The sequence below is a fragment of the Streptomyces sp. YIM 98790 genome, assembly GCF_011421595.1.
GTDB lineage: Bacteria > Actinomycetota > Actinomycetes > Streptomycetales > Streptomycetaceae > Streptomyces.
In genome coordinates this window covers 1-18,272 of record NZ_WTLH01000048.1, presented here as the reverse complement: position 1 = coordinate 18,272, position 18,272 = coordinate 1, and the positions used below count along the sequence as shown (strand labels likewise).

Sequence of the window (18,272 nt, the reverse complement as noted above, 5' to 3'; positions counted from 1 at the left end):
GCGCCCGCGGTCGTCGGCCCGGGGCCCGTCCGGCCTGTCCGCCGCCGGTCTGTCCGCCGCCGGGGGATCAGACCACGTGCAGGCCGCGGGCGCGGAAGATGTCCCGGGCGGCGGTGAGCTGCTCCGCCGTCGGCGACGGGGTGCCGGCCAGGACGAACCGCTTGCCCAGCGCCTCCCACTTGGCCGCGCCCAGCTTGTGGAAGGGCAGCACGTCGACCCGGGAGACGTTCCCGAGGGAGGCGGCGAAGGCGGCGACGCCGTCCACGTTGTCCGGGGCGTCGGTCAGGCCGGGGACCAGCACGAAGCGGACCCAGACCTCGTTGCCCAGCTCGGCGAGGCGGCGGGCGAAGGCCAGGGTGGGGGCCGGCTCGCGGCCGGTCACCCTGCGGTAGGTGGCCGGGTCCCAGGACTTGATGTCCAGCAGCACCAGATCGGTGTCGGCGAGCAGCGAGTCCGGGGCCCGGTGGCCCACAAAGCCGGAGGTGTCCAGGGCGGTGTGCAGACCGAGTTCGTGCTTGAAGCGGGAGAGCAGCTCGCCGGCGAACAGCGGCTGGAGCAGCGGTTCGCCGCCGCTGAGCGTGGCCCCGCCGCCCGCCGCCCGGATGAAGGTGCGGTACTTGGCGGCCTCGGCGACCACCTCGTCGGCCCACATCCGGGTGCCGCGGCGCAGCGACCAGGTGTCGGGGTTGTGGCAGTAGAGGCAGGCCAGCGGGCAGCCGGCCAGGAAGGTCACGAAGCGGGTCCCGGGTCCGTCCACGCCGGTCGACAGATCCCAGGAGTGCACGGAGCCGCTCACGGGACGGCGGGAGGCCGCCCCCGCCGCGGTGGCGGCGGGGTGCGGCCCGGCCGGGCGCGCGCCGTGCAGGGGGTGTGCGGGGCGGCGCGCCCGGTCCGCAGGGCGGACGGGGCCGGTGGTGGGTGGCATCACGTCTCCTCCTGTCCTGTCCCGTCCCGTGCCGTGCCGTGCCGTCCCGTGCCGGTGAGCCGGGGCCGGCCCGGCCGGCGGGGCGGGGGGCGGGGCCGGGGCCGGCCCTCAGAGCCGGCCGTGGAAGGTGCGGTTGATCACGTCCAGCTGCTGCTCCCTGGTCAGCCGGACGAAGTTGACGGCGTAGCCGCTGACCCGGATGGTCAGCTGCGGGTACTGCTCCGGGTGCTCCATCGCGTCCCGCAGCATGGCCTCGTCCAGCACGTTGACGTTCATGTGGAAGCCGCCGCTCCCGGTGTAGCCGTCCAGCACCCCGGTGAGGTTGCCGATCCGCTCCTCCGCGGTGCGGCCGAGGGCGTCCGGGGTGATGGTGTTGGTCAGCGAGATGCCGTCCTCCGCGTCGTCGTAGGCGAGCTTGGCCACCGACAGCGAGGAGGCGATGTAGCCGTGCTTGTCGCGGCCGTTCATCGGGTTGGCGCCGGGCGCGAACGGGGTGCCGGCCCGCCGCCCGTCCGGGGTGTTGCCGGTCTTCCTGCCGTAGACTATGTTCGAGGTGATGGTGAGGACCGACTGGGTGTGCAGCGCGCCCCGGTAGGTCGGGTGCTTGCGGAGCTTGCCCATGAAGTCGTGGACGAGCTTCTCGGCCAGGGAGTCCGCCCGTTCGTCGTTGTTGCCGAACGCCGGGTACTCGCCCTCCACCCGGTAGTCCACGGCCAGCCCGGTCTCGTCCCGGATCACCTTCACCCTGGCGTGCCTGATCGCGGACAGGGAGTCCGCCGCGACCGACAGGCCGGCGATGCCGCAGGCCATGGTGCGCAGGACCTTCCGGTCGTGCAGCGCCATCTCGATGCGCTCGTAGGCGTACTTGTCGTGCATGTAGTGGATGACGTTGAGCGCGTGCACATAGGTCTTGGCCAGCCATTCCAGCATGGCGTCGTAGGCCGCGGCGACCTCCTGGTAGTCCAGGTACTCGCCGGTGACGGGGGCGAACCCGGGCACCACCAGCTCGCCGGTGTTCTCGTCCCGCCCGCCGTTGATGGCGTAGAGCAGGGCCTTGGCGACATTGACCCGGGCGCCGAAGAACTGCATCTGCCTGCCCATGGCCATGGCCGAGACGCAGCAGGCGATGGCGGTGTCGTCGCCGTACCTGGGCCGCATCAGCTCGTCGTTCTCGAACTGCAGCGCGCTGGTGTCGATGGCCACCTTCGCGGCGAAGGACGTGAAGCCCTCGGGCAGCCGCGGCGACCAGAACACGGTGAGGTTGGGCTCCGGGGCCGGCCCGAGGTTGTACAGGGTCTGCAGGGCACGGAAGGCGGTGCGGGTGACCAGCGGCCGTCCGTCCTCGCCGATCCCGGCCAGCGACCAGGTGACCCAGGTGGGGTCGCCGGAGTAGAGCTCGTTGTACTCCGGGGTGCGCAGGAAGCGCACGATGCGCAGCTTGATGACGAAGTCGTCGATCAGCTCCTGCGCCTCGGGCTCGCTGAGCAGCCCGCGGGTCAGGTCGCGCTGGAGGTAGACGTCGAGGAAGGCGTCGATCCGGCCGAGGGACATGGCCGCGCCGTTCTGCTCCTTCACCGCCGCCAGGTAGCCGAAGTACAGCCACTGCACGGCCTCCCGGGCGGTGACCGCGGGGCCGGAGATGTCGTGGCCGTAGGAGGCGGCCATCTCCTTGAGCTCGCGCAGCGCCCGGATCTGTTCGGCGGTCTCCTCGCGGTCCCGGATCACCTCGTCGGTGGGCCACTGGGCGTCGAGGTCCTGCTTGTCCTGCTGCTTGTCGGCGATCAGCCGGTCCACGCCGTAGAGCGCGACCCGGCGGTAGTCGCCGATGATCCGGCCGCGGCCGTAGGCGTCGGGCAGGCCGGTGATCAGGCCGGCCGAGCGGCAGGCGCGGATCTCGGGGGTGTAGGCGTCGAAGACGCCCTCGTTGTGGGTCTTGCGGTACTTGGTGAACACCTCCTTGATCCGCTCGTCCGGCCGGTAGTGGTAGGCCTTGAGCGCGTTCTCCACCATCCGCCAGCCGCCGTTGGGCATGATGGCCCGCTTCAGCGGCACGTCGGTCTGCAGGCCGACGATCAGCTCCTTCTCCTTGTCGATGTAGCCGGGCGGGAAGGCGGTGATGGCGGAGGGGGTGGAGACGTCGACGTCGTAGATGCCGTACTGGCGCTCCTCGGGGAAGAGGGCGAACAGCCGGCGCCACACGGCGGTGGTGCGCTCGGTGGGGCCGGCCAGGAAGGAGGCGTCCCCGGTGTAGGGGGTGTAGTTCTGCTGGATGAAGTCGCGGACGTCGATGGCGTCCCGCCACAGTCCGCCCCGGAAGCCGTCCCAGGCTCCGCGGTCGCGGGCCACCTCGGTGGGCTGTGTGGTCATGGCTGATGTCTCCTGTTGCTGCCGCCGGCTTGTGGCCGGTCGGCTCGGTGTCCGGTCAGCTCTGGCTGGGGTCGGCCGCCGGGGTCATCCGGCGTCGCCGGCGGCGCTGCCGGCGTGTCCGTAGTAGGCCTGGCGCATCAGCCGCTCCATGTCGGCGAGCATCGGCATCCGGGGGTTGGCGGGTGCGCACTGGTCGGAGTAGGCGTTGCGGGCCTGCTGCGGCAGGGCCTCGGTGAACTCCTTCTCGTCGATGCCCAGGGCCTGGAAGGAGCCGGGGATGCCGCAGCGGGCGCGCAGCTCCTCCACGGCGCGGGCGTAGGACTCCACGCCCTCCTCGGGGGTGGCGGCGGGCAGCCCGAGCATGGCCGCGATCTGCTGGTAGCGCTCGTGTGCCCGGTAGGTCTCGTACTTCGGCCATCCGGTGAGCTTGCGCGGGATGCGGCCGTTGTAGCGGATCACGTGCGGCAGCAGCAGCGCGTTGGTGCGGCCGTGCGCCACGTGGAAGGTGTTGCCCAGGGTGTGGGCCATGGCGTGCACCAGCCCGAGGAAGGCGTTGGCGAAGGCCATGCCGGCCACCGTGGAGGCGTTGTGCATCTTCTCCCGCGCCACCGGGTCCTCGCTGCCGTGGGTGACGCAGCGCTCCAGGTTCTCGAAGATCAGCTTGATGGCCTGGAGGCAGAGGCCGTCGGTGTAGTCGTTGGCGTAGACCGAGACGTACGCCTCGGTGGCGTGGGTGAGGGCGTCGAAGCCGGAGTCGGCGGTGACCACCGGCGGCAGGGTCATGGCCAGGACCGGGTCGACGATGGCCACGTCCGGGGTGAGGGCGTAGTCGGCCAGGGGGTACTTCTTTGCCGCCTCCGGGTCGGAGATGACCGCGAAGGGGGTGACCTCGGCGCCGGTCCCGGAGGTGGTGGGGACGGCGACCAGCCTGGCCTTCTCGCCCAGCGGCGGGAACGTGAAGGCCCGCTTGCGGATGTCGAAGAACTTCTCCTTGGTGTCCGCGAAGGCCACCTCGGGGTGCTCGTACATCAGCCACATCACCTTGGCGGCGTCGATCGGGGAGCCGCCGCCCAGCGCCACGATGGTGTCCGGGCCGAACTCCCGCATCCTCGCCGCGCCGCGTTCGACGGTGGCGAGTTCCGGGTTGGGCTCGACGTCGTCGATGATCTGCAGGTGCACCGGCTCGGGGCGGGCGCGCAGGATGTCCTTGACCTTGTCCAGCACGCCGAGGCGGTCCATGGTCCGGTCGGTCACGATGGTGACCCTGTGCAGCCCGGCCATGGTGCCCAGGTACTTCAGGGAGTTGCGCTCGAAGTAGATCCGGGGCGGGACCTTGAACCACTGCATGTTGGTGTTGCGCCGTCCGATCCGCTTGATGTTGAGCAGGTTGACCGCGGTGACGTTGTCGGAGACGGAGTTGCGGCCGTAGGAGCCGCAGCCCAGGGTCATGGACGGCAGGAAGGCGTTGTAGACGTCCCCCACCCCGCCCAGCGAGCTGGGCGCGTTGACGATGATCCGGACCGCCTTGACGCGCTTGCCGAACTCCTCGGCCAGCTCCTCGTCCTCGGTGTGGATGACCGCGCTGTGGCCGAGGCCGTCGAACTCCACCATCTGCTCGGCCAGCCGGATGCCGTGGTCGGTGTCCCGGGCCCGCAGCACGGCCAGCACCGGGGAGAGCTTCTCGCGGGTGAGCGGCTCGGCCGGTCCGACCTCGGCGCACTCGGCGAGCAGCACGGTGGTGTCCTCGGGGACGGAGAAGCCGGCCTGTTCGGCGATCCACTGGGCGGAGCGGCCCACGATGTCCGGGTTGAGCTTCGCCCCGGCGCAGTTGGTGCCGCCGGCGGTGACGCCGAACAGCAGCTTCTCCAGCCTGGCCTTCTCCCGGGCGCTGACCACGTGGCCGTAGAGCTTGCGGAACTCCCGCATGCCCTCCTCGTAGACCTCCGGGTCCATGATGACCGCCTGCTCGGAGGCGCAGATCATGCCGTTGTCGAAGGACTTGGAGAGCACGATGTCGTTGACCGCGCGGGCCGGACTGGCGGACTTGTGGAGGTAGGCCGGGACGTTGCCGGCGCCCACTCCCAGCGCGGGTTTGCCGCAGGAGTAGGCGGCCTTGACCATGGCGTTGCCGCCGGTGGCCAGGATGACGGCGACGCCGTCGTGGTGCATCAGGTGGCCGGTCGCCTCCAGGGAGGGGTGCTCGATCCACTGCACGCAGTGGGCGGGGGCGCCGGCGGCGATGGCGGCGTCCCGGACGATGCGGGCCGCTTCGGCGCTGCACCGCTGGGCGGAGGGGTGGAAGGCGAAGATCACGGGGTTGCGGGTCTTGAGCGCGATCAGCGCCTTGAAGACGGTCGTGGACGTCGGGTTGGTGACCGGGGTGAGGGCCGCCACCACGCCGACCGGCTCGGCGATCTCGGTGATGCCGTTCAGCTCGTCCCGGGCGACGATGCCCACCGTCTTCATTCCGGCCATGGAGTGCGTGACGTGCTCGCAGGCGAAGATGTTCTTCACCGCCTTGTCCTCGAACACGCCGCGCCGGGTCTCCTCCACGGCCAGCCGGGCCAGTTCGTCGTGCTGGGCGAGTGCCGCCAGCGACGCCTTGGCCACGATGTGGTCCACCTGCTCCTGGGTGCAGGACTCGAAGTCGCGCAGGGCCTTGAGGGCGCCGGCGACCAGACCGTCCACGGTCCGGGCCGCCTCCCGCCCCTTCTCCTGCTCCGGCGCCGCCGGACCGTCCGCGGGCCCGCCCTGCCGGGCGGCCTTCGCGGCGGACGTCACGGGGGCCTGTGCCATCACCATCACCTCTGCTGTCGCGGGTGCGTCAGGGAATGAACCTGTCGTTCTCATTGCACGCCGCGGGGCGGGGCCGGCGCGCGCCGCGAACGGCCCCGGTGCTGGGCCGATAGGCCCCACCAGCCCGGGGGCCGTTCTGCAGAACCGGCTCCGGCCTGCACGGACGGCAGGACCGCACGTGCTGCCGAGGTGTGTGAGCTGCCTCATAGCGGGGGGCGGCGAAACCCCTGGCGAGAGCCTTGCGGGGCGCTTCCGCACCCGGGGGCGCGAACCGGCGGGCGCCGCGGGCGGCCAGGTCCGGTCAAACCGGCATATCTGTACACATGTTTGACGTCCCGCCGGCAGGAAAGCCGCTCCGGGAGAGGGCAACAGCCAGATCGCACGACCGGAACACGGCGAAAGGCATGTCATGTCCGTACTGGAATGGATCATTGTGCTGGCCGTACTGGCTGCCGTCGTGCTGGCGTTCGCGCTGCCCCGGCCGCTGCTGCGGACCTCCCGCGGGAATCTGCGGCGGCGGTTCGGTCCCGAGTACGACCGGACGGTCCGGCGGCACGACGGCGACGAGAAGGCCGCACGCAAGGAGCTGGCGGACCGGGTGCGCCACCACGACCGGCTGCACCCGCTGCCGCTGTCACCCGCCGACCGCCGTCGCTACCAGGTGCGCTGGAGCGAGGTCCAGCAGCGCTTCGTGGAGCGGCCGGACGTGGCCGTGGCCGAGGCGGACCACCTGCTCACGCAGCTGGTGCACGACCGCGGCTACCCGGCCGGGGCACACGAACAGCAGGTCGCCGCTCTCTCGGTGCACCACCCGGAGCACGTCGACGGCTACCGCCGGGTGCACGCCCTGGCGGGCCGCGCCCACGGCGGCACCGGCGGGGCCGGCACCGAGGAGCTGCGCGGGGCGATGATCGAGGCCCGCGAACTGTTCGACGAACTGGTCGAGCCGCAGCCCGGGGACGAGACCCGGGAGGACCGCCCGCACCCCGGCGGCGACGGGCACCGCGCCCGGCACCGGGAGGGCCGGGGCACCGCGGTGCTGGAGCGGCTGCGCGCGCCCCTGCACCGGGCCGGCCGGGAGGGGGCGCACCGGAGGGACACCCGCACCGGCACCGAGGGAGGCCCGCGATGAACACCCCGGACACCTGGGACCACCGCGCCGGCGGCACCGGCACCGAGGGGGCCGCGGCCGATCCGCTGACGGCCGGGGCCGAGGACGTCCCGGACGCCCCGTCCGCCCCGGCCGGCGGACCCGCGGCGCCCGCGCCGGACGGCCGGCTGGTGCCGCCGGACCGCGCCGAGGACCTGCGCCGGCGGCTCCGGGAGGCGGTGCAGGGCTTCGTGGACAGCCCGGAGCACTCCGTGGCCCGTGCCGACGACGTGCTGGAGGAGACCGTGCGGTGCGTCCAGGACTCCCTGGCCGAGCGGCGCCGCGCGCTGCGCGCCCGGTGGCACGGCGACGGAGACGGGCGGCACGGCACCGAGGAGCACCGCGCCGCACTGCTGGACTACCGGACGGCGGTGGAGCGGCTGACCGAGGTCTGACCGCACGCCGCGCTCCGGACGGCTCCCGGCGGCCCCGCCGCCGGGAGCCGTCCGGCTGCCGGGCCGAGCCACCGGGACACCCGGCCGGGCGGCGGGGCGGGCGGCGGGGCGGGCGGCGGGAAGCGGGGCAGCCGCCCCGGCCGGCGGTGTGGTGAGATGGCCGCATGAGCACCGCCCGCACCGCCGCGCCCGTGACGACCTGGTATCTGGAGCAGACCGCCCCCGGCGATCTCTCCCCCGCCCGGCAGCCGGAGCCGTCGGCCGGAGTGCGGATCGTGCGCGCCGAGGTGCCCAGCCCGGAGTTCGGCCGCTTCCTCTACACCGCGGTGGGCGGCGACGTCTCATGGACCGACCGCCTGCCGTGGACCCCGGAACGGTGGGCCGAGATCCTGGGCCGTCCGGGCACCGAGACCTGGGTGGCCTACCGGCGGGGCACCCCGGCCGGCTACATCGAACTGGCCGGCCAGGACGACGGCGTGGTGGAGATCGCCTACTTCGGGCTGCTGCCGGCCTTCCGGGGCCGCCGGATCGGCGGACACCTGCTCTCCTTCGGCACCGCCCGCGCCTGGGACCTGGCGCTGCGCTGGCCGGAGCGCCCGCCCACCCGCCGGGTCCGGGTGCACACCTGCTCGCTGGACGGCCCGCACGCCATGGACAATTACCTGCGGCGCGGCTTCCGGGTGTACGACACCCGCACCGAAACCCCCGGCGCGGGCGGCACCACCACCCCCGGGTGAAACCCGGCGGACCTGTGACACGGACCACAGCGTCTCACTATTCAGGATTTCCCTGTCCGCATAGCGGATAACGGTGGACTCATCCGCCCCGCCCGTGCGAATCTTCCTGTCATGTCTGAAGCTGGAATCGCCTTGGTGAGTCGGCGCCACGTCGACCTCGGCCGCATGTCCAGCGCCATGTGTCCGGCTCGCTGACAGAGCCCGGCACCGCGCGCCCTGCCCGCCGCCCGCCCGCTCGGACAGCCGCTCCCCCGCCCCCGTGGCCTGCGTTTGCGCTGCTCAAGCGCTCCTCAGTGCCGCCTCCGGGCCTGTAACCCGACGTTCCCGCCACAGCTCCAGCCGAAGGACACCACACCGCCATGGCCGACACCCCCAGCAAGCGCGTCGCCCCGACCCGTCGCAAGGCCGGACGCCACCGTGGCGAGGGCCAGTGGGCGGCCGGGCACTTCACTCCGCTCAACGCCAACGAGCAGACCAAGAAGGACGACGACGGTCTCAATGTGCGGACACGTATTGAGACGATCTACGCCCACCGGGGTTTCGACGCGATCGACGGCGCCGACCTGCGCGGACGCATGCGCTGGTACGGCCTGTACACCCAGCGGCGGCCCGGTATCGACGGCGGAAAGACGGCGGTCCTGGAGCCGGAGGAACTGGACGACCGGTACTTCATGATGCGGGTGCGCATCGACGGCGGGCGGCTGACCACCGAGCAGCTGAAGGTGGTCGCCGGGATCTCCCAGGAGTTCGCCCGCGGCACCGCCGACATCACCGACCGCCAGAACATCCAGTACCACTGGATCCGGATCGAGGACGTGCCGGAGATCTGGCGCCGCCTGGAGGCGGTCGGCCTGTCCACCACCGAGGCCTGCGGCGACACCCCGCGGGTCATTCTGGGCTCCCCGGTGGCCGGCATCGCCGCCGACGAGATCATCGACGGCACCCCGGCGCTGGAGGAGATCCAGCGCCGCGTCGTGGGCAACAAGGCGTATTCCAACCTGCCCCGCAAGTTCAAGTCCGCCATCTCCGGCTCGCCGCTGCTGGACGTGGCGCACGAGATCAACGACATCTCCTTCGTCGGCGTCCGCCACCCCGAGCACGGCCCCGGCTTCGACCTGTGGGTCGGCGGCGGCCTGTCCACCAACCCCAGGATCGGTGTGCGGCTGGGCGCCTGGGTTCCGCTGGCGGACGTCCCCGACGTCTTCGAGGGCGTGGTCGCCATCTTCCGCGACCACGGCTACCGCCGGCTGCGCAACCGTGCCCGGCTGAAGTTCCTGGTCGCCGACTGGGGCGCGGAGAAGTTCCGCCGGGTGCTGGAGGAGGAGTACCTCCGCCGGAAGCTGACCGACGGCCCCGCCCCCGAGGCCCCCGTGCAGCGCTGGCGGGACCACATCGGCGTGCACCCCCAGCGCGACGGCCGCTACTACATCGGCTTCGCCCCGGTTGTCGGACGGGTCGACGGCGCCACCCTGGCCAAGATCGCCGAGCTGGCCGAGGCCGGCGGCTCCGGCCGGCTGCGCACCACCGTCGAGCAGAAGATGATCATGCTCGATGTGCCCGGCGAGAAGATCCCGGCCATGGTCGAGGGCCTGGAGGCGCTGGGCCTCACCACCCGCCCCACCGCCTTCCGGCGCGGCACCATGGCCTGCACCGGCATCGAGTTCTGCAAGCTGGCCATCGTCGAGACCAAGAACCGCGCCACCACCCTGATCGAGGAGCTGGAGCGCCGGCTGCCCGGCTTCGACGAGCCGCTCACCATCAACGTCAACGGCTGCCCCAACTCCTGCGCCCGTATCCAGATCGCGGACATCGGTCTCAAGGGGCAGCTCGTCACCGACGCCCGGGGCAACCAGGTGGAGGGCTACCAGGTGCACCTGGGCGGCTCGCTCGGCCTGGAGCCCGGCTTCGGCCGCAAGGTGCGCGGCCTGAAGGTGACCGCCGCCGAACTGCCCGACTACGTCGAGCGGGTGCTGCGCGCCTACCTGGACCAGCGCAAGGACGGCGAACGGTTCGCCGCCTGGGCCGCCCGCGCCGACGAGAAGGCCCTGTCATGAGCGAGCGGGCCGCCCCCTACTACTGCCCCTACTGCGGCGACGAGGACCTCCGCCCCAGCGAGGAGGGTCACGGCGCCTGGGAATGCGGAGCCTGCAACCGGGCCTTCCGCCTGTCCTTCCTGGGCCTGCTGGCCGCCGGACTGCGCCGCGACCCGGAACACCGCCCCGAACCGGACCACACGCAGCGGGAGGCACCACGATGAGCACCACCGCCCACGAGACCCGTGACACCGAGGAGCTGCGGCGGCTGGCCGAGCAGGCCGGCCGCGACCTGGAGGACGCCGACGCGCTCGACGTGCTGCGCTGGGCATCCGAGACCTTCGGCGACAGCTGGTGCGTGACCTCCTCCATGGAGGAGGTGGTGGTCGCCCACCTGGCCGCCCGGGTGCACCCCGGCGTCAACGTGGTCTTCCTGGACACCGGCTACCACTTCCCCGAGACCATCGGCACCCGGGACGCGGTGGCGGCGGTGATGGACGTCAACCTGATCTCCCTCACCCCCAGGCTGACGGTTGCCGAACAGGACGCGGAGTACGGCGAGAAGCTCTACGCCCGCGACCCCAACCTCTGCTGCGCCATGCGGAAGGTGGAGCCGCTGGAGCGCGGCCTGGCCCCGTACCGCGCCTGGGTCACCGGCCTGCGCCGGGACCAGGGCCCCACCCGGGCGGACACCCCCGTGGTCGGCTGGGACGCGGCCCGCGGCAAGGTCAAGATCTCCCCGATCGCCCGCTGGACCCAGGACGACGTGGACCGCTACGCCGCCGAGCACGGCGTGCTCACCAACCCGCTGCTCCAGGAGGGCTACACCTCCATCGGCTGCGCCCCCTGCACCCGCAAGGTGCAGGCCGGCGAGGACCCCCGGGCCGGCCGCTGGGCCGGCTTCAACAAGACCGAATGCGGACTGCACGGCTGATGACCCCGCCGGCACATCCGCGGGGCGGCGAGCCGGGAACCGCCCCGACCGCCCGATGGACCACAGCAACCGTTGGAGGACTGGCATGACGAGCGTGATCGGACCCACCTCCGCCACCGGTGCCGCCACCGGCTCCGGCACGGCCGGGCCGGCTGCGGCCACCGGCACGGACTCCGGCACGGACGGCGGCACGGACGGCGGCGCCGCGTCCGGCGATCCCCGCGCGCTGTCCCACCTGGACGCGCTGGAGTCCGAGGCCGTGCACATCTTCCGGGAGGTGGCGGGCGAGTTCGAGCGTCCCGTGATCCTCTTCTCCGGCGGCAAGGACTCCATCGTCATGCTGCACCTGGCGCTCAAGGCGTTCCGCCCGGCCGCGGTCCCCTTCGCCCTGCTGCACGTGGACACCGGGCACAACTTCCCGGAGGTGCTCGACTACCGGGACCGCACCGTGGCCGCGCACCGGCTGCGCCTGCACGTGGCCTCGGTCCAGGAGTACATCGACCGCGGCGAGCTGCGCGAGCGGCCGGACGGCACCCGCAACCCGCTGCAGACCGTGCCGCTGCTGGACGCCATCACCCGCAACCGCTTCGACGCCGTCTTCGGCGGCGGACGCCGCGACGAGGAGAAGGCCCGCGCCAAGGAGCGGGTCTTCTCGCTGCGCGACGAGTTCGGCGCCTGGGACCCGCGCCGCCAGCGGCCCGAGCTGTGGCAGCTGTACAACGGGCGGCACGCCCCCGGCGAGCACGTCCGGGTCTTCCCGCTGTCCAACTGGACCGAGCTGGACGTCTGGCAGTACATCGCCCGCGAGAACATCGAGCTGCCGGCCATCTACTACGCCCACGAGCGGGAGGTCTTCCTGCGCAACGGCATGTGGCTGGCGCCCGGCGACTGGGGCGGCCCCAGGGACGGCGAGCGCACCGAGAAGCGCCGGGTGCGCTACCGCACGGTCGGCGACATGTCCTGCACCGGCGCGGTCGACTCCGACGCCGACACCATCGACAAGGTCATCGCCGAGATCGCCGTCTCCCGCCTCACCGAGCGCGGCGCCACCCGGGCCGACGACAAGCTCTCCGAGGCCGCCATGGAAGACCGCAAGCGCGAAGGGTACTTCTGATGACGCCCCCGACCCCCGGCTCCCCCGCCGCGACGCCCCCCGGGCCGGACACCGCCCCCGCGGCGGGCACCGGCCCCGCCTCGCTGCTGCGGTTCGCCACCGCCGGCTCGGTGGACGACGGCAAGTCCACCCTGGTCGGCCGGCTGCTGCACGACTCCAAGTCGGTGCTCGCCGACCAGCTGGAGGCCGTGGAGCACGCCTCCCGCAGCCGCGGCCAGGAGGCGCCCGACCTGGCGCTGCTCACCGACGGCCTGCGCGCCGAGCGCGAGCAGGGCATCACCATCGACGTGGCCTACCGCTACTTCGCCACACCGCGGCGCCGCTTCATCCTGGCCGACACCCCCGGCCATGTGCAGTACACCCGCAACATGGTCACCGGCGCCTCCACCGCCGAGCTGGCCCTGGTGCTGGTGGACGCCCGCAACGGCGTGGTGGAGCAGACCCGCCGGCACGCCGCGGTGGCCGCCCTGCTGCGGGTGCCGCACGTGGTGCTGGCGGTCAACAAGATGGACCTGGCCGGCTACGCCGAGGACGTCTTCGCCGCCATCGCCGCCGAGTTCACCGAGTACGCCGCCTCGCTGGGCGTGCCCGACGTGCAGGCCATCCCGATCTCCGCGCTGGCCGGGGACAACGTGGTCACCGCCTCCGCCACCATGGACTGGTACGGCGGCCCGACCGTGCTGGAGTACCTGGAGACCGTGCCGGTGGGCCACGACCCGTCCGCCGAGGCGGCCCGCTTCCCGGTGCAGTACGTGATCCGGCCGCAGACCGCCGAGCACCCCGACTACCGCGGCTACGCGGGCCAGCTCGCCTCCGGCGTGCTGCGCACCGGCCAGCGGGTCACCGTGCTGCCCTCCGGCCGCAGCAGCACCATCGTGGGCATCGACCTGCTGGGCGATCCGGTGGACGTGGCCTGGGCGCCGCAGTCCGTCACCCTGCGGCTCGCCGACGACCTGGACATCTCGCGCGGCGACCTGATCGTCCCCGAGGGCTCCGGGGCCGAACCGGTCCAGGACCTCACCGCCACCGTCTGCCATCTGCACGACCGCCCGCTCGCCCCGGGCGCCCGGGTCCTGCTGAAGCACACCACCCGCACGGTCAAGGCGATCGTCAAGGAGATCCCCTCCCGGCTGTCCCTGGCCGACCTGTCCCAGCAGCCCGCACCCGGCGAGCTGGCCGCCAACGACATCGGCCGGGTGGTGCTGCGCACCGCCGAGCCGCTGGCCGTGGACGACTACGCGGACTTCCGCCGCACCGGCTCCTTCCTGCTGATCGACCCGGCGGACGGCACCACGCTGACCGCCGGCATGGCCGGCGACGCCTTCACCGGCGGCACCCGCGGTGCGGCCGGTGAGGCCGCCGAGCAACCGGACGACGAGGGATGGGACTTCTGAGATGAGCACCGGACTCGCCGCACCCCGCACCACCACCGGCACCTCCCGCACCACCGCCGGGACCGGCACCCTGCCCGGCACCGGCCCCGCCGTCCGGCTGGAGGCGGTCTCCAAGGCATACGGCCCGGCCGGCGCCCGCAACCTGGTGCTGGACGAGATCAGCCTCGACGTGGCGCCCGGCGAGTTCGTCTGCCTGCTCGGCGCCTCCGGCTGCGGCAAGTCCACGCTGCTGAACCTCGTCGCCGGGCTCGACCGGCCCAGCGCCGGTGAGGTCCGGGTGGCGGCCGGGCGGCCGGCGCTGATGTTCCAGGACCACGCCCTGTTCCCCTGGCTGAGCGCGGGCCGCAACATCGAGCTGGCGCTGCGGCTGGCCGGGGTGCCCAGGACCGACCGCCGGGAGCGCGCCGAGGAGTTGCTGCGGCTGGTCCATCTGCCCGGCGCCCACGGCAAGCGGGTGCACCAGCTCTCCGGCGGGATGCGGCAGCGGGTGGCGCTGGCCCGCTCGCTGGCCCAGGGCAGCGATGTGCTGCTGATGGACGAACCGTTCGCCGCGCTCGACGCCATCACCCGCGACCTGCTGCACGAGGAGCTGACCCGGGTCTGGCAGGAGCGGAAGCTGACCGTGCTGTTCGTCACCCACAACGTGCGGGAGGCGGTGCGGCTCGGGCAGCGGGTGGTGCTGCTGTCCTCCCGGCCGGGCCGGATCGCCCGCGAGTGGCAGGTGGACCTGCCCTGCCCGCGCCGTATCGAGGACGGCGGTGTGGCCAGGCTGGCCACCGAGATCACCGGACATCTGCACCAGGAGATCGCCCGCCATGCCCGCACCTGAGACCGGCTCCGCACCGGCCGCGGCATCCATGACGGACCCCGCGGCGGACACCACCACGGACGCCTCGACGGACACCTCGACGGACACCTCGACGGACGATGCCCGGTCCATGGCCTCCGGGCTGGACGCCCTGGAGACCCACGCCGAGCAGAAGCGGTCCCGCCCGCAGCGGCTGCTGGCCAAGGCCACCCCGCCGCTGCTGGCCGCCGCCCTGGTCCTGGCGCTGTGGCAGGCCGTCTGCCTGCTGAACTGGTCGGAGGTGCTGCCCACCCCCGCGGCCGTGTTCGGCGAGCTGGGCGACGCCTGGTCGGACGGCACCCTGCTGCCGGCGATCTGGCACTCCACCCTGCGCTGCGTCTTCGGCTTCGGCATGGCCGCGGCCATCGGGCTGCCGCTGGGACTGCTGCTGACCCGGATGGCGCCCCTGCGCACCGTGCTGCGGCCGACCCTGACGGCCGTCCAGTCCCTGCCGGCCGCCGCCCTGGTGCCGGTGGCGATCATCGCCCTGGGCAACTCCGAGGGCGCGGTGTACGCGGTGGTGCTGCTGGGCGCGGTGCCCTCGATCGCGGTGACGGTGATCGCCACCGTCGAGCAGCTGCCGCCGCTGCTGCTGCGGGCGGGCCGCTCGATGGGCGCCACCGGGCTGCGCGGCACCGCGCTGGTGGTGGTGCCGGCCGCGCTGCCGGGCTTCGTCTCGGCGCTGCGCCAGGGCTGGACCTTCGGCTGGCGGGCACTGATGACGGCCGAGCTGATCACCGCCACCCCGCTGCCGGGCATCGGCCAGATGCTGGCCGAGGGCAAGGAGAGCAACTCCATGAGCCTGGTGCTGGCCTCGGTGCTGCTCATCCTCGCCGTCGGCGTGCTGGTCGAGTCCGCCCTGTTCCAGCCGCTGGAACGCCGCCTGCTCACCAACCGCGGACTCGACATCCCATGATCCCCGCCGCTCCCGTCCCCGCCGCCCGGCACGCCGGGCCGGCGCTGCTGGTGGTGGCGCACGGCAGCCGGGACCCCCGGCACGCGGCCACGGTCGCGGCGCTGACCGGACGGGTCCGGGCGCTGCGCCCCGGGCTGCGCGTCGAACTGTGCTACCTGGACTTCAACCTCCCCACCGTGGGCCAGGCGCTGGCCCGGCTGCACGGCGAGGGGGTGCGGCGGGTGATCGCCCTGCCGCTGCTGCTGACCCGCGCGTTCCATGCCAAGCACGACATTCCCGGTGTGCTCGGCGAGGAGACCGCGCGGCTGCCCGGACTGGCCGTCCGCCAGGCCGAGGTGCTCGGCCCGCACCCGCTGCTGGCCGCCGCCCTCACCCGGCGGCTGGCCGAGGCGGGGCTGCGCACCGGAAGTGCCGCCGACCGCGCCGCCACCGGAGTGGTGCTGGCCTCGGCGGGCTCCACCGACCCGGAGGCGGGCGCGGTGATCGCACAGACCGCGCGGGAGTGGCGGCGTGCCGCTGGTTGGTGCGCCGTGCGGCCCGCGTTCGCCTCCGCGTGCCTGCCCCGCCCGGCGGACGTCGTCCGTGCGCTGCGCGCCGACGGCGTCCGCCGGGTGGTGGTGGCGCCCCATGTCATCGCGCCCGGCTTCCTGCCGGACCGGATCGCGGCCGGGGCCCGGGAGGCGGGTGCCGATCTGCTGGCCCCCGTGCTGGGCGACGCGCCCGAACTGGCCGCCCTGCTGGTGCACCGCTACGACGGGGCGCTGGCCACCCGCCCGGCCGCCCGGCGCGCTCTGGCCGTCGGCTGCTGACCGCTCCCCGGGGCACGCCCGCAGCGGCAGAGGGAGATAGCCTGCGAGAGTGCCCGAGGAACCGTCGGAGACCGAGTACGGCGGCGGCTGGCGTCCGCCGCCGCGGGGGATCGCGCTGTCCCTGCTGCTCTCCATGGCCACCTTGATCATCTTCGGCATCCCCACCGACAACGGCGGCACCGGTGCGCCCCGTTCGGCCGGTGACTGGACGTATGTGCCCGGCGGGCACGCGGACACCGCGCGGTGCGGCTTCGGCCCGGGGTGGGCGGCGCTGGAGTTCCGCGGCGAGAGCATGACCCGGATCGGGCCGGACCTGGCCGTGCAGCCCGGCGACCGCTGGGAGTTCGAGACCGCCTGGGAGGCGCAGGACTATCTGGCCGCACTGGCCGGGTCCCCGCTGCCCGGATCGCCCCAGGAGGGACTGAGCGAGCGGGAGCTGGCGGCCCGTCTCCAGGACGCCCCGGCCAACTGGCGCCACGGCGGCCGCACCTCCTGCGTCGCCGCCCCCGAGGACGGCTACCCGCGCCCCGCCCCGTCCGTGTGACCCGTCACGCCCCCTGCCCCGCCCCGGCCTCCTCCTGCGGGAGGAGATCCGATCTCGTTCCTCCGGGGCAGGTGGAGGCCACCGCGGGCGGGCTACCCTCCCGTCATGTACCTCACCCACGCCGGAAGCTGCCCAGGCCGCTCGCCCTGGCGTGACGCGCTGGTGGCCGTCGGCGTCGCCGCGGCGGCGGTGACCGGCGCGCTGGTCGCGCCCTCCACCGGCACCCACCTGGACCAGGTCGCCTATGTCCTGATGCTGACCGGCGCGCTGGCGCTGGCGGTGCGGAACCGCTGGCCGGTACCGGTGCTGCTGATCTCCACCGGCTGCATGCTCGTCTACCACCTGCGCGACTTCCCCGGGAACGCCGGGGTGGTGCCGCTGCTGGTGGCGCTGTACACGGCGGTGCGGTTCGGCTACCGCAGGCTGGCGATCGTGCCGGCGCTGGCCATGGCGGTGGCGATCGCCAAGGACGCCGGCGGGCTGGGCGGCGTCCCCGCGGAGAACGCCTCCCGGGAGACCTTCCTGCTGGTGGGCTGGCTGGTGGCGGCTGCCGTGTTCGGCGAGGTCGCCCGGCAGCGCAGCGCCTACATCCGGCAGGTGGAGGAGCGGGCCGCCGAGGCCGAGCGGACCCGGGAGGAGGTGGCCCGGCGCCGGGCGGGCGAGGAACGCCTGCGCATCGCCCGCGAACTGCACGACTCGCTCACCCACTCGATCTCGGTGATCAAGGTGCAGGCCGGGGTGGCGGTCCATCTGGCCCGCAAACGGGGCGAGGAGGTCCCGCCGTCGCTGCTGGCGATCCAGGAGGCGAGCGGGGACGCGCTGCGCGAGCTGCGCGCCACGCTGGAGGTGCTGCGCGCCCCGGGAAACGAGGAGGACCCGGACGAGGCGGGCGCGGCGAGCGGGCTGGACCGGCTGCCGCAGCTGGTGGAGCGGGCCCGGTCCACCGGGCTGCCGGTGAGCCTGGACATCACCGGCGAGCGCCGCCCGCTGCCGGAGGAGACCGACCGGGCCGCGTACCGCATCGTGCAGGAGGCACTGACCAACATCACCCGCCACGCCGGGCCGTCCGCGCCGGCCCGGGTGCGGGTGGACTATCTGCCGAAGGAGCTGACGGTGCGGATCGAGGACGACGGCCGGGCCACGCCGGACCGTCCGCCGGTGCCCGGCACCGGGCTGCTGGGGATGCGGGAGCGGGTGGCCGCGCTGGGCGGGCGGCTGGAGGCCCGGCCGCGCCCGGAGGGCGGCTTCGCGGTGCAGGCGCGTCTCCCGCTCACCCCGCTCCCGGGGGCCGGGCGGCGCAACGGCACGGGG

At 73.5% G+C, this 18,272-nt stretch carries 17 protein-coding genes; 14 read left to right on the top strand and 3 right to left on the bottom strand.

The genetic code is table 11. The features are described from left to right. Positions 1-67 precede the first annotated feature (67 nt). From pflA to adhE, 3 genes are all read right to left on the bottom strand, one after another. Positions 68-925: a pyruvate formate-lyase-activating protein gene (gene pflA, locus GQS09_RS11130; protein WP_165985862.1), complete on the bottom strand. Its 858-nt coding sequence runs from the start codon at positions 923-925 to the stop codon at positions 68-70. Positions 926-1,033: 108 nt separating this feature from the next. Next, positions 1,034-3,292: a formate C-acetyltransferase gene (gene pflB, locus GQS09_RS11125; RefSeq protein WP_165985861.1), complete on the bottom strand. Its 2,259-nt coding sequence runs from the start codon at positions 3,290-3,292 to the stop codon at positions 1,034-1,036. 84 nt (positions 3,293-3,376) lie between these two features. Beyond that, complete coding sequence (gene adhE / locus GQS09_RS11120; protein ID WP_165985860.1) at positions 3,377-6,088, bottom strand: bifunctional acetaldehyde-CoA/alcohol dehydrogenase; 2,712 nt, start codon at positions 6,086-6,088, stop codon at positions 3,377-3,379. A gap of 409 nt (positions 6,089-6,497) precedes the next feature. Between adhE and GQS09_RS11115 the strand changes: the two genes are divergently transcribed. The 14 genes from GQS09_RS11115 to GQS09_RS11055 all read left to right on the top strand — a co-directional run. Further along, positions 6,498-7,220, top strand: a complete 723-nt coding sequence (locus GQS09_RS11115; protein ID WP_165985859.1) for a hypothetical protein — start codon at positions 6,498-6,500, stop codon at positions 7,218-7,220. Next, complete coding sequence (locus tag GQS09_RS11110; RefSeq protein WP_165985858.1) at positions 7,217-7,633, top strand: hypothetical protein; 417 nt, start codon at positions 7,217-7,219, stop codon at positions 7,631-7,633. Before GQS09_RS11115 ends, GQS09_RS11110 begins: the two co-directional genes overlap by 4 nt. A 164-nt stretch (positions 7,634-7,797) precedes the next feature. After that, positions 7,798-8,370 (top strand): GNAT family N-acetyltransferase, encoded by a 573-nt coding sequence (locus GQS09_RS11105; protein ID WP_165985857.1) that lies wholly within the window; start codon positions 7,798-7,800, stop codon positions 8,368-8,370. Between the two features lie 111 nt (positions 8,371-8,481). After that, the gene (locus tag GQS09_RS30645) at positions 8,482-8,565 is read left to right on the top strand and encodes a putative leader peptide (protein ID WP_313896087.1); all 84 of its coding nucleotides are present in this window, start codon (positions 8,482-8,484) and stop codon (positions 8,563-8,565) included. A 164-nt stretch (positions 8,566-8,729) separates the two neighbouring features. Beyond that, a complete protein-coding gene (locus GQS09_RS11100; RefSeq protein WP_165985856.1) occupies positions 8,730-10,424 on the top strand; it encodes a nitrite/sulfite reductase in 1,695 nt (564 codons plus the stop codon). After that, entirely contained in the window at positions 10,421-10,627 is a 207-nt protein-coding gene (locus tag GQS09_RS11095; RefSeq protein ID WP_165985855.1) for a hypothetical protein, read from the top strand. Before GQS09_RS11100 ends, GQS09_RS11095 begins: the two co-directional genes overlap by 4 nt. After that, a complete protein-coding gene (locus GQS09_RS11090; protein WP_165985854.1) occupies positions 10,624-11,337 on the top strand; it encodes a phosphoadenylyl-sulfate reductase in 714 nt (237 codons plus the stop codon). Before GQS09_RS11095 ends, GQS09_RS11090 begins: the two co-directional genes overlap by 4 nt. A gap of 85 nt (positions 11,338-11,422) precedes the next feature. Beyond that, positions 11,423-12,451, top strand: coding sequence for a sulfate adenylyltransferase subunit CysD (cysD, locus tag GQS09_RS11085; RefSeq protein ID WP_243761302.1), 1,029 nt, complete (start codon positions 11,423-11,425; stop codon positions 12,449-12,451). Beyond that, complete coding sequence (locus GQS09_RS11080; RefSeq protein WP_165985853.1) at positions 12,451-13,845, top strand: sulfate adenylyltransferase subunit 1; 1,395 nt, start codon at positions 12,451-12,453, stop codon at positions 13,843-13,845. Before cysD ends, GQS09_RS11080 begins: the two co-directional genes overlap by 1 nt. A 1-nt stretch (position 13,846) precedes the next feature. Further along, positions 13,847-14,674, top strand: a complete 828-nt coding sequence (locus GQS09_RS11075) for an ABC transporter ATP-binding protein (protein WP_165985852.1) — start codon at positions 13,847-13,849, stop codon at positions 14,672-14,674. Continuing rightward, complete coding sequence (locus GQS09_RS11070; RefSeq protein WP_243761301.1) at positions 14,661-15,608, top strand: ABC transporter permease; 948 nt, start codon at positions 14,661-14,663, stop codon at positions 15,606-15,608. The genes GQS09_RS11075 and GQS09_RS11070 overlap by 14 nt, the downstream gene beginning before the upstream one ends. After that, positions 15,605-16,417, top strand: coding sequence for a sirohydrochlorin chelatase (locus GQS09_RS11065; RefSeq protein ID WP_165985851.1), 813 nt, complete (start codon positions 15,605-15,607; stop codon positions 16,415-16,417). The genes GQS09_RS11070 and GQS09_RS11065 overlap by 4 nt, the downstream gene beginning before the upstream one ends. 49 nt (positions 16,418-16,466) lie before the next feature. Continuing rightward, positions 16,467-16,961 carry a hypothetical protein gene (locus GQS09_RS11060; RefSeq protein ID WP_165985850.1) on the top strand — a complete coding sequence of 165 codons (495 nt, stop codon included), beginning with the start codon at positions 16,467-16,469 and terminating at the stop codon, positions 16,959-16,961. Between the two features lie 105 nt (positions 16,962-17,066). After that, on the top strand, positions 17,067-18,272 hold a 1,206-nt coding region (locus tag GQS09_RS11055; RefSeq protein ID WP_165985849.1), incomplete at its 3' end, for a sensor histidine kinase.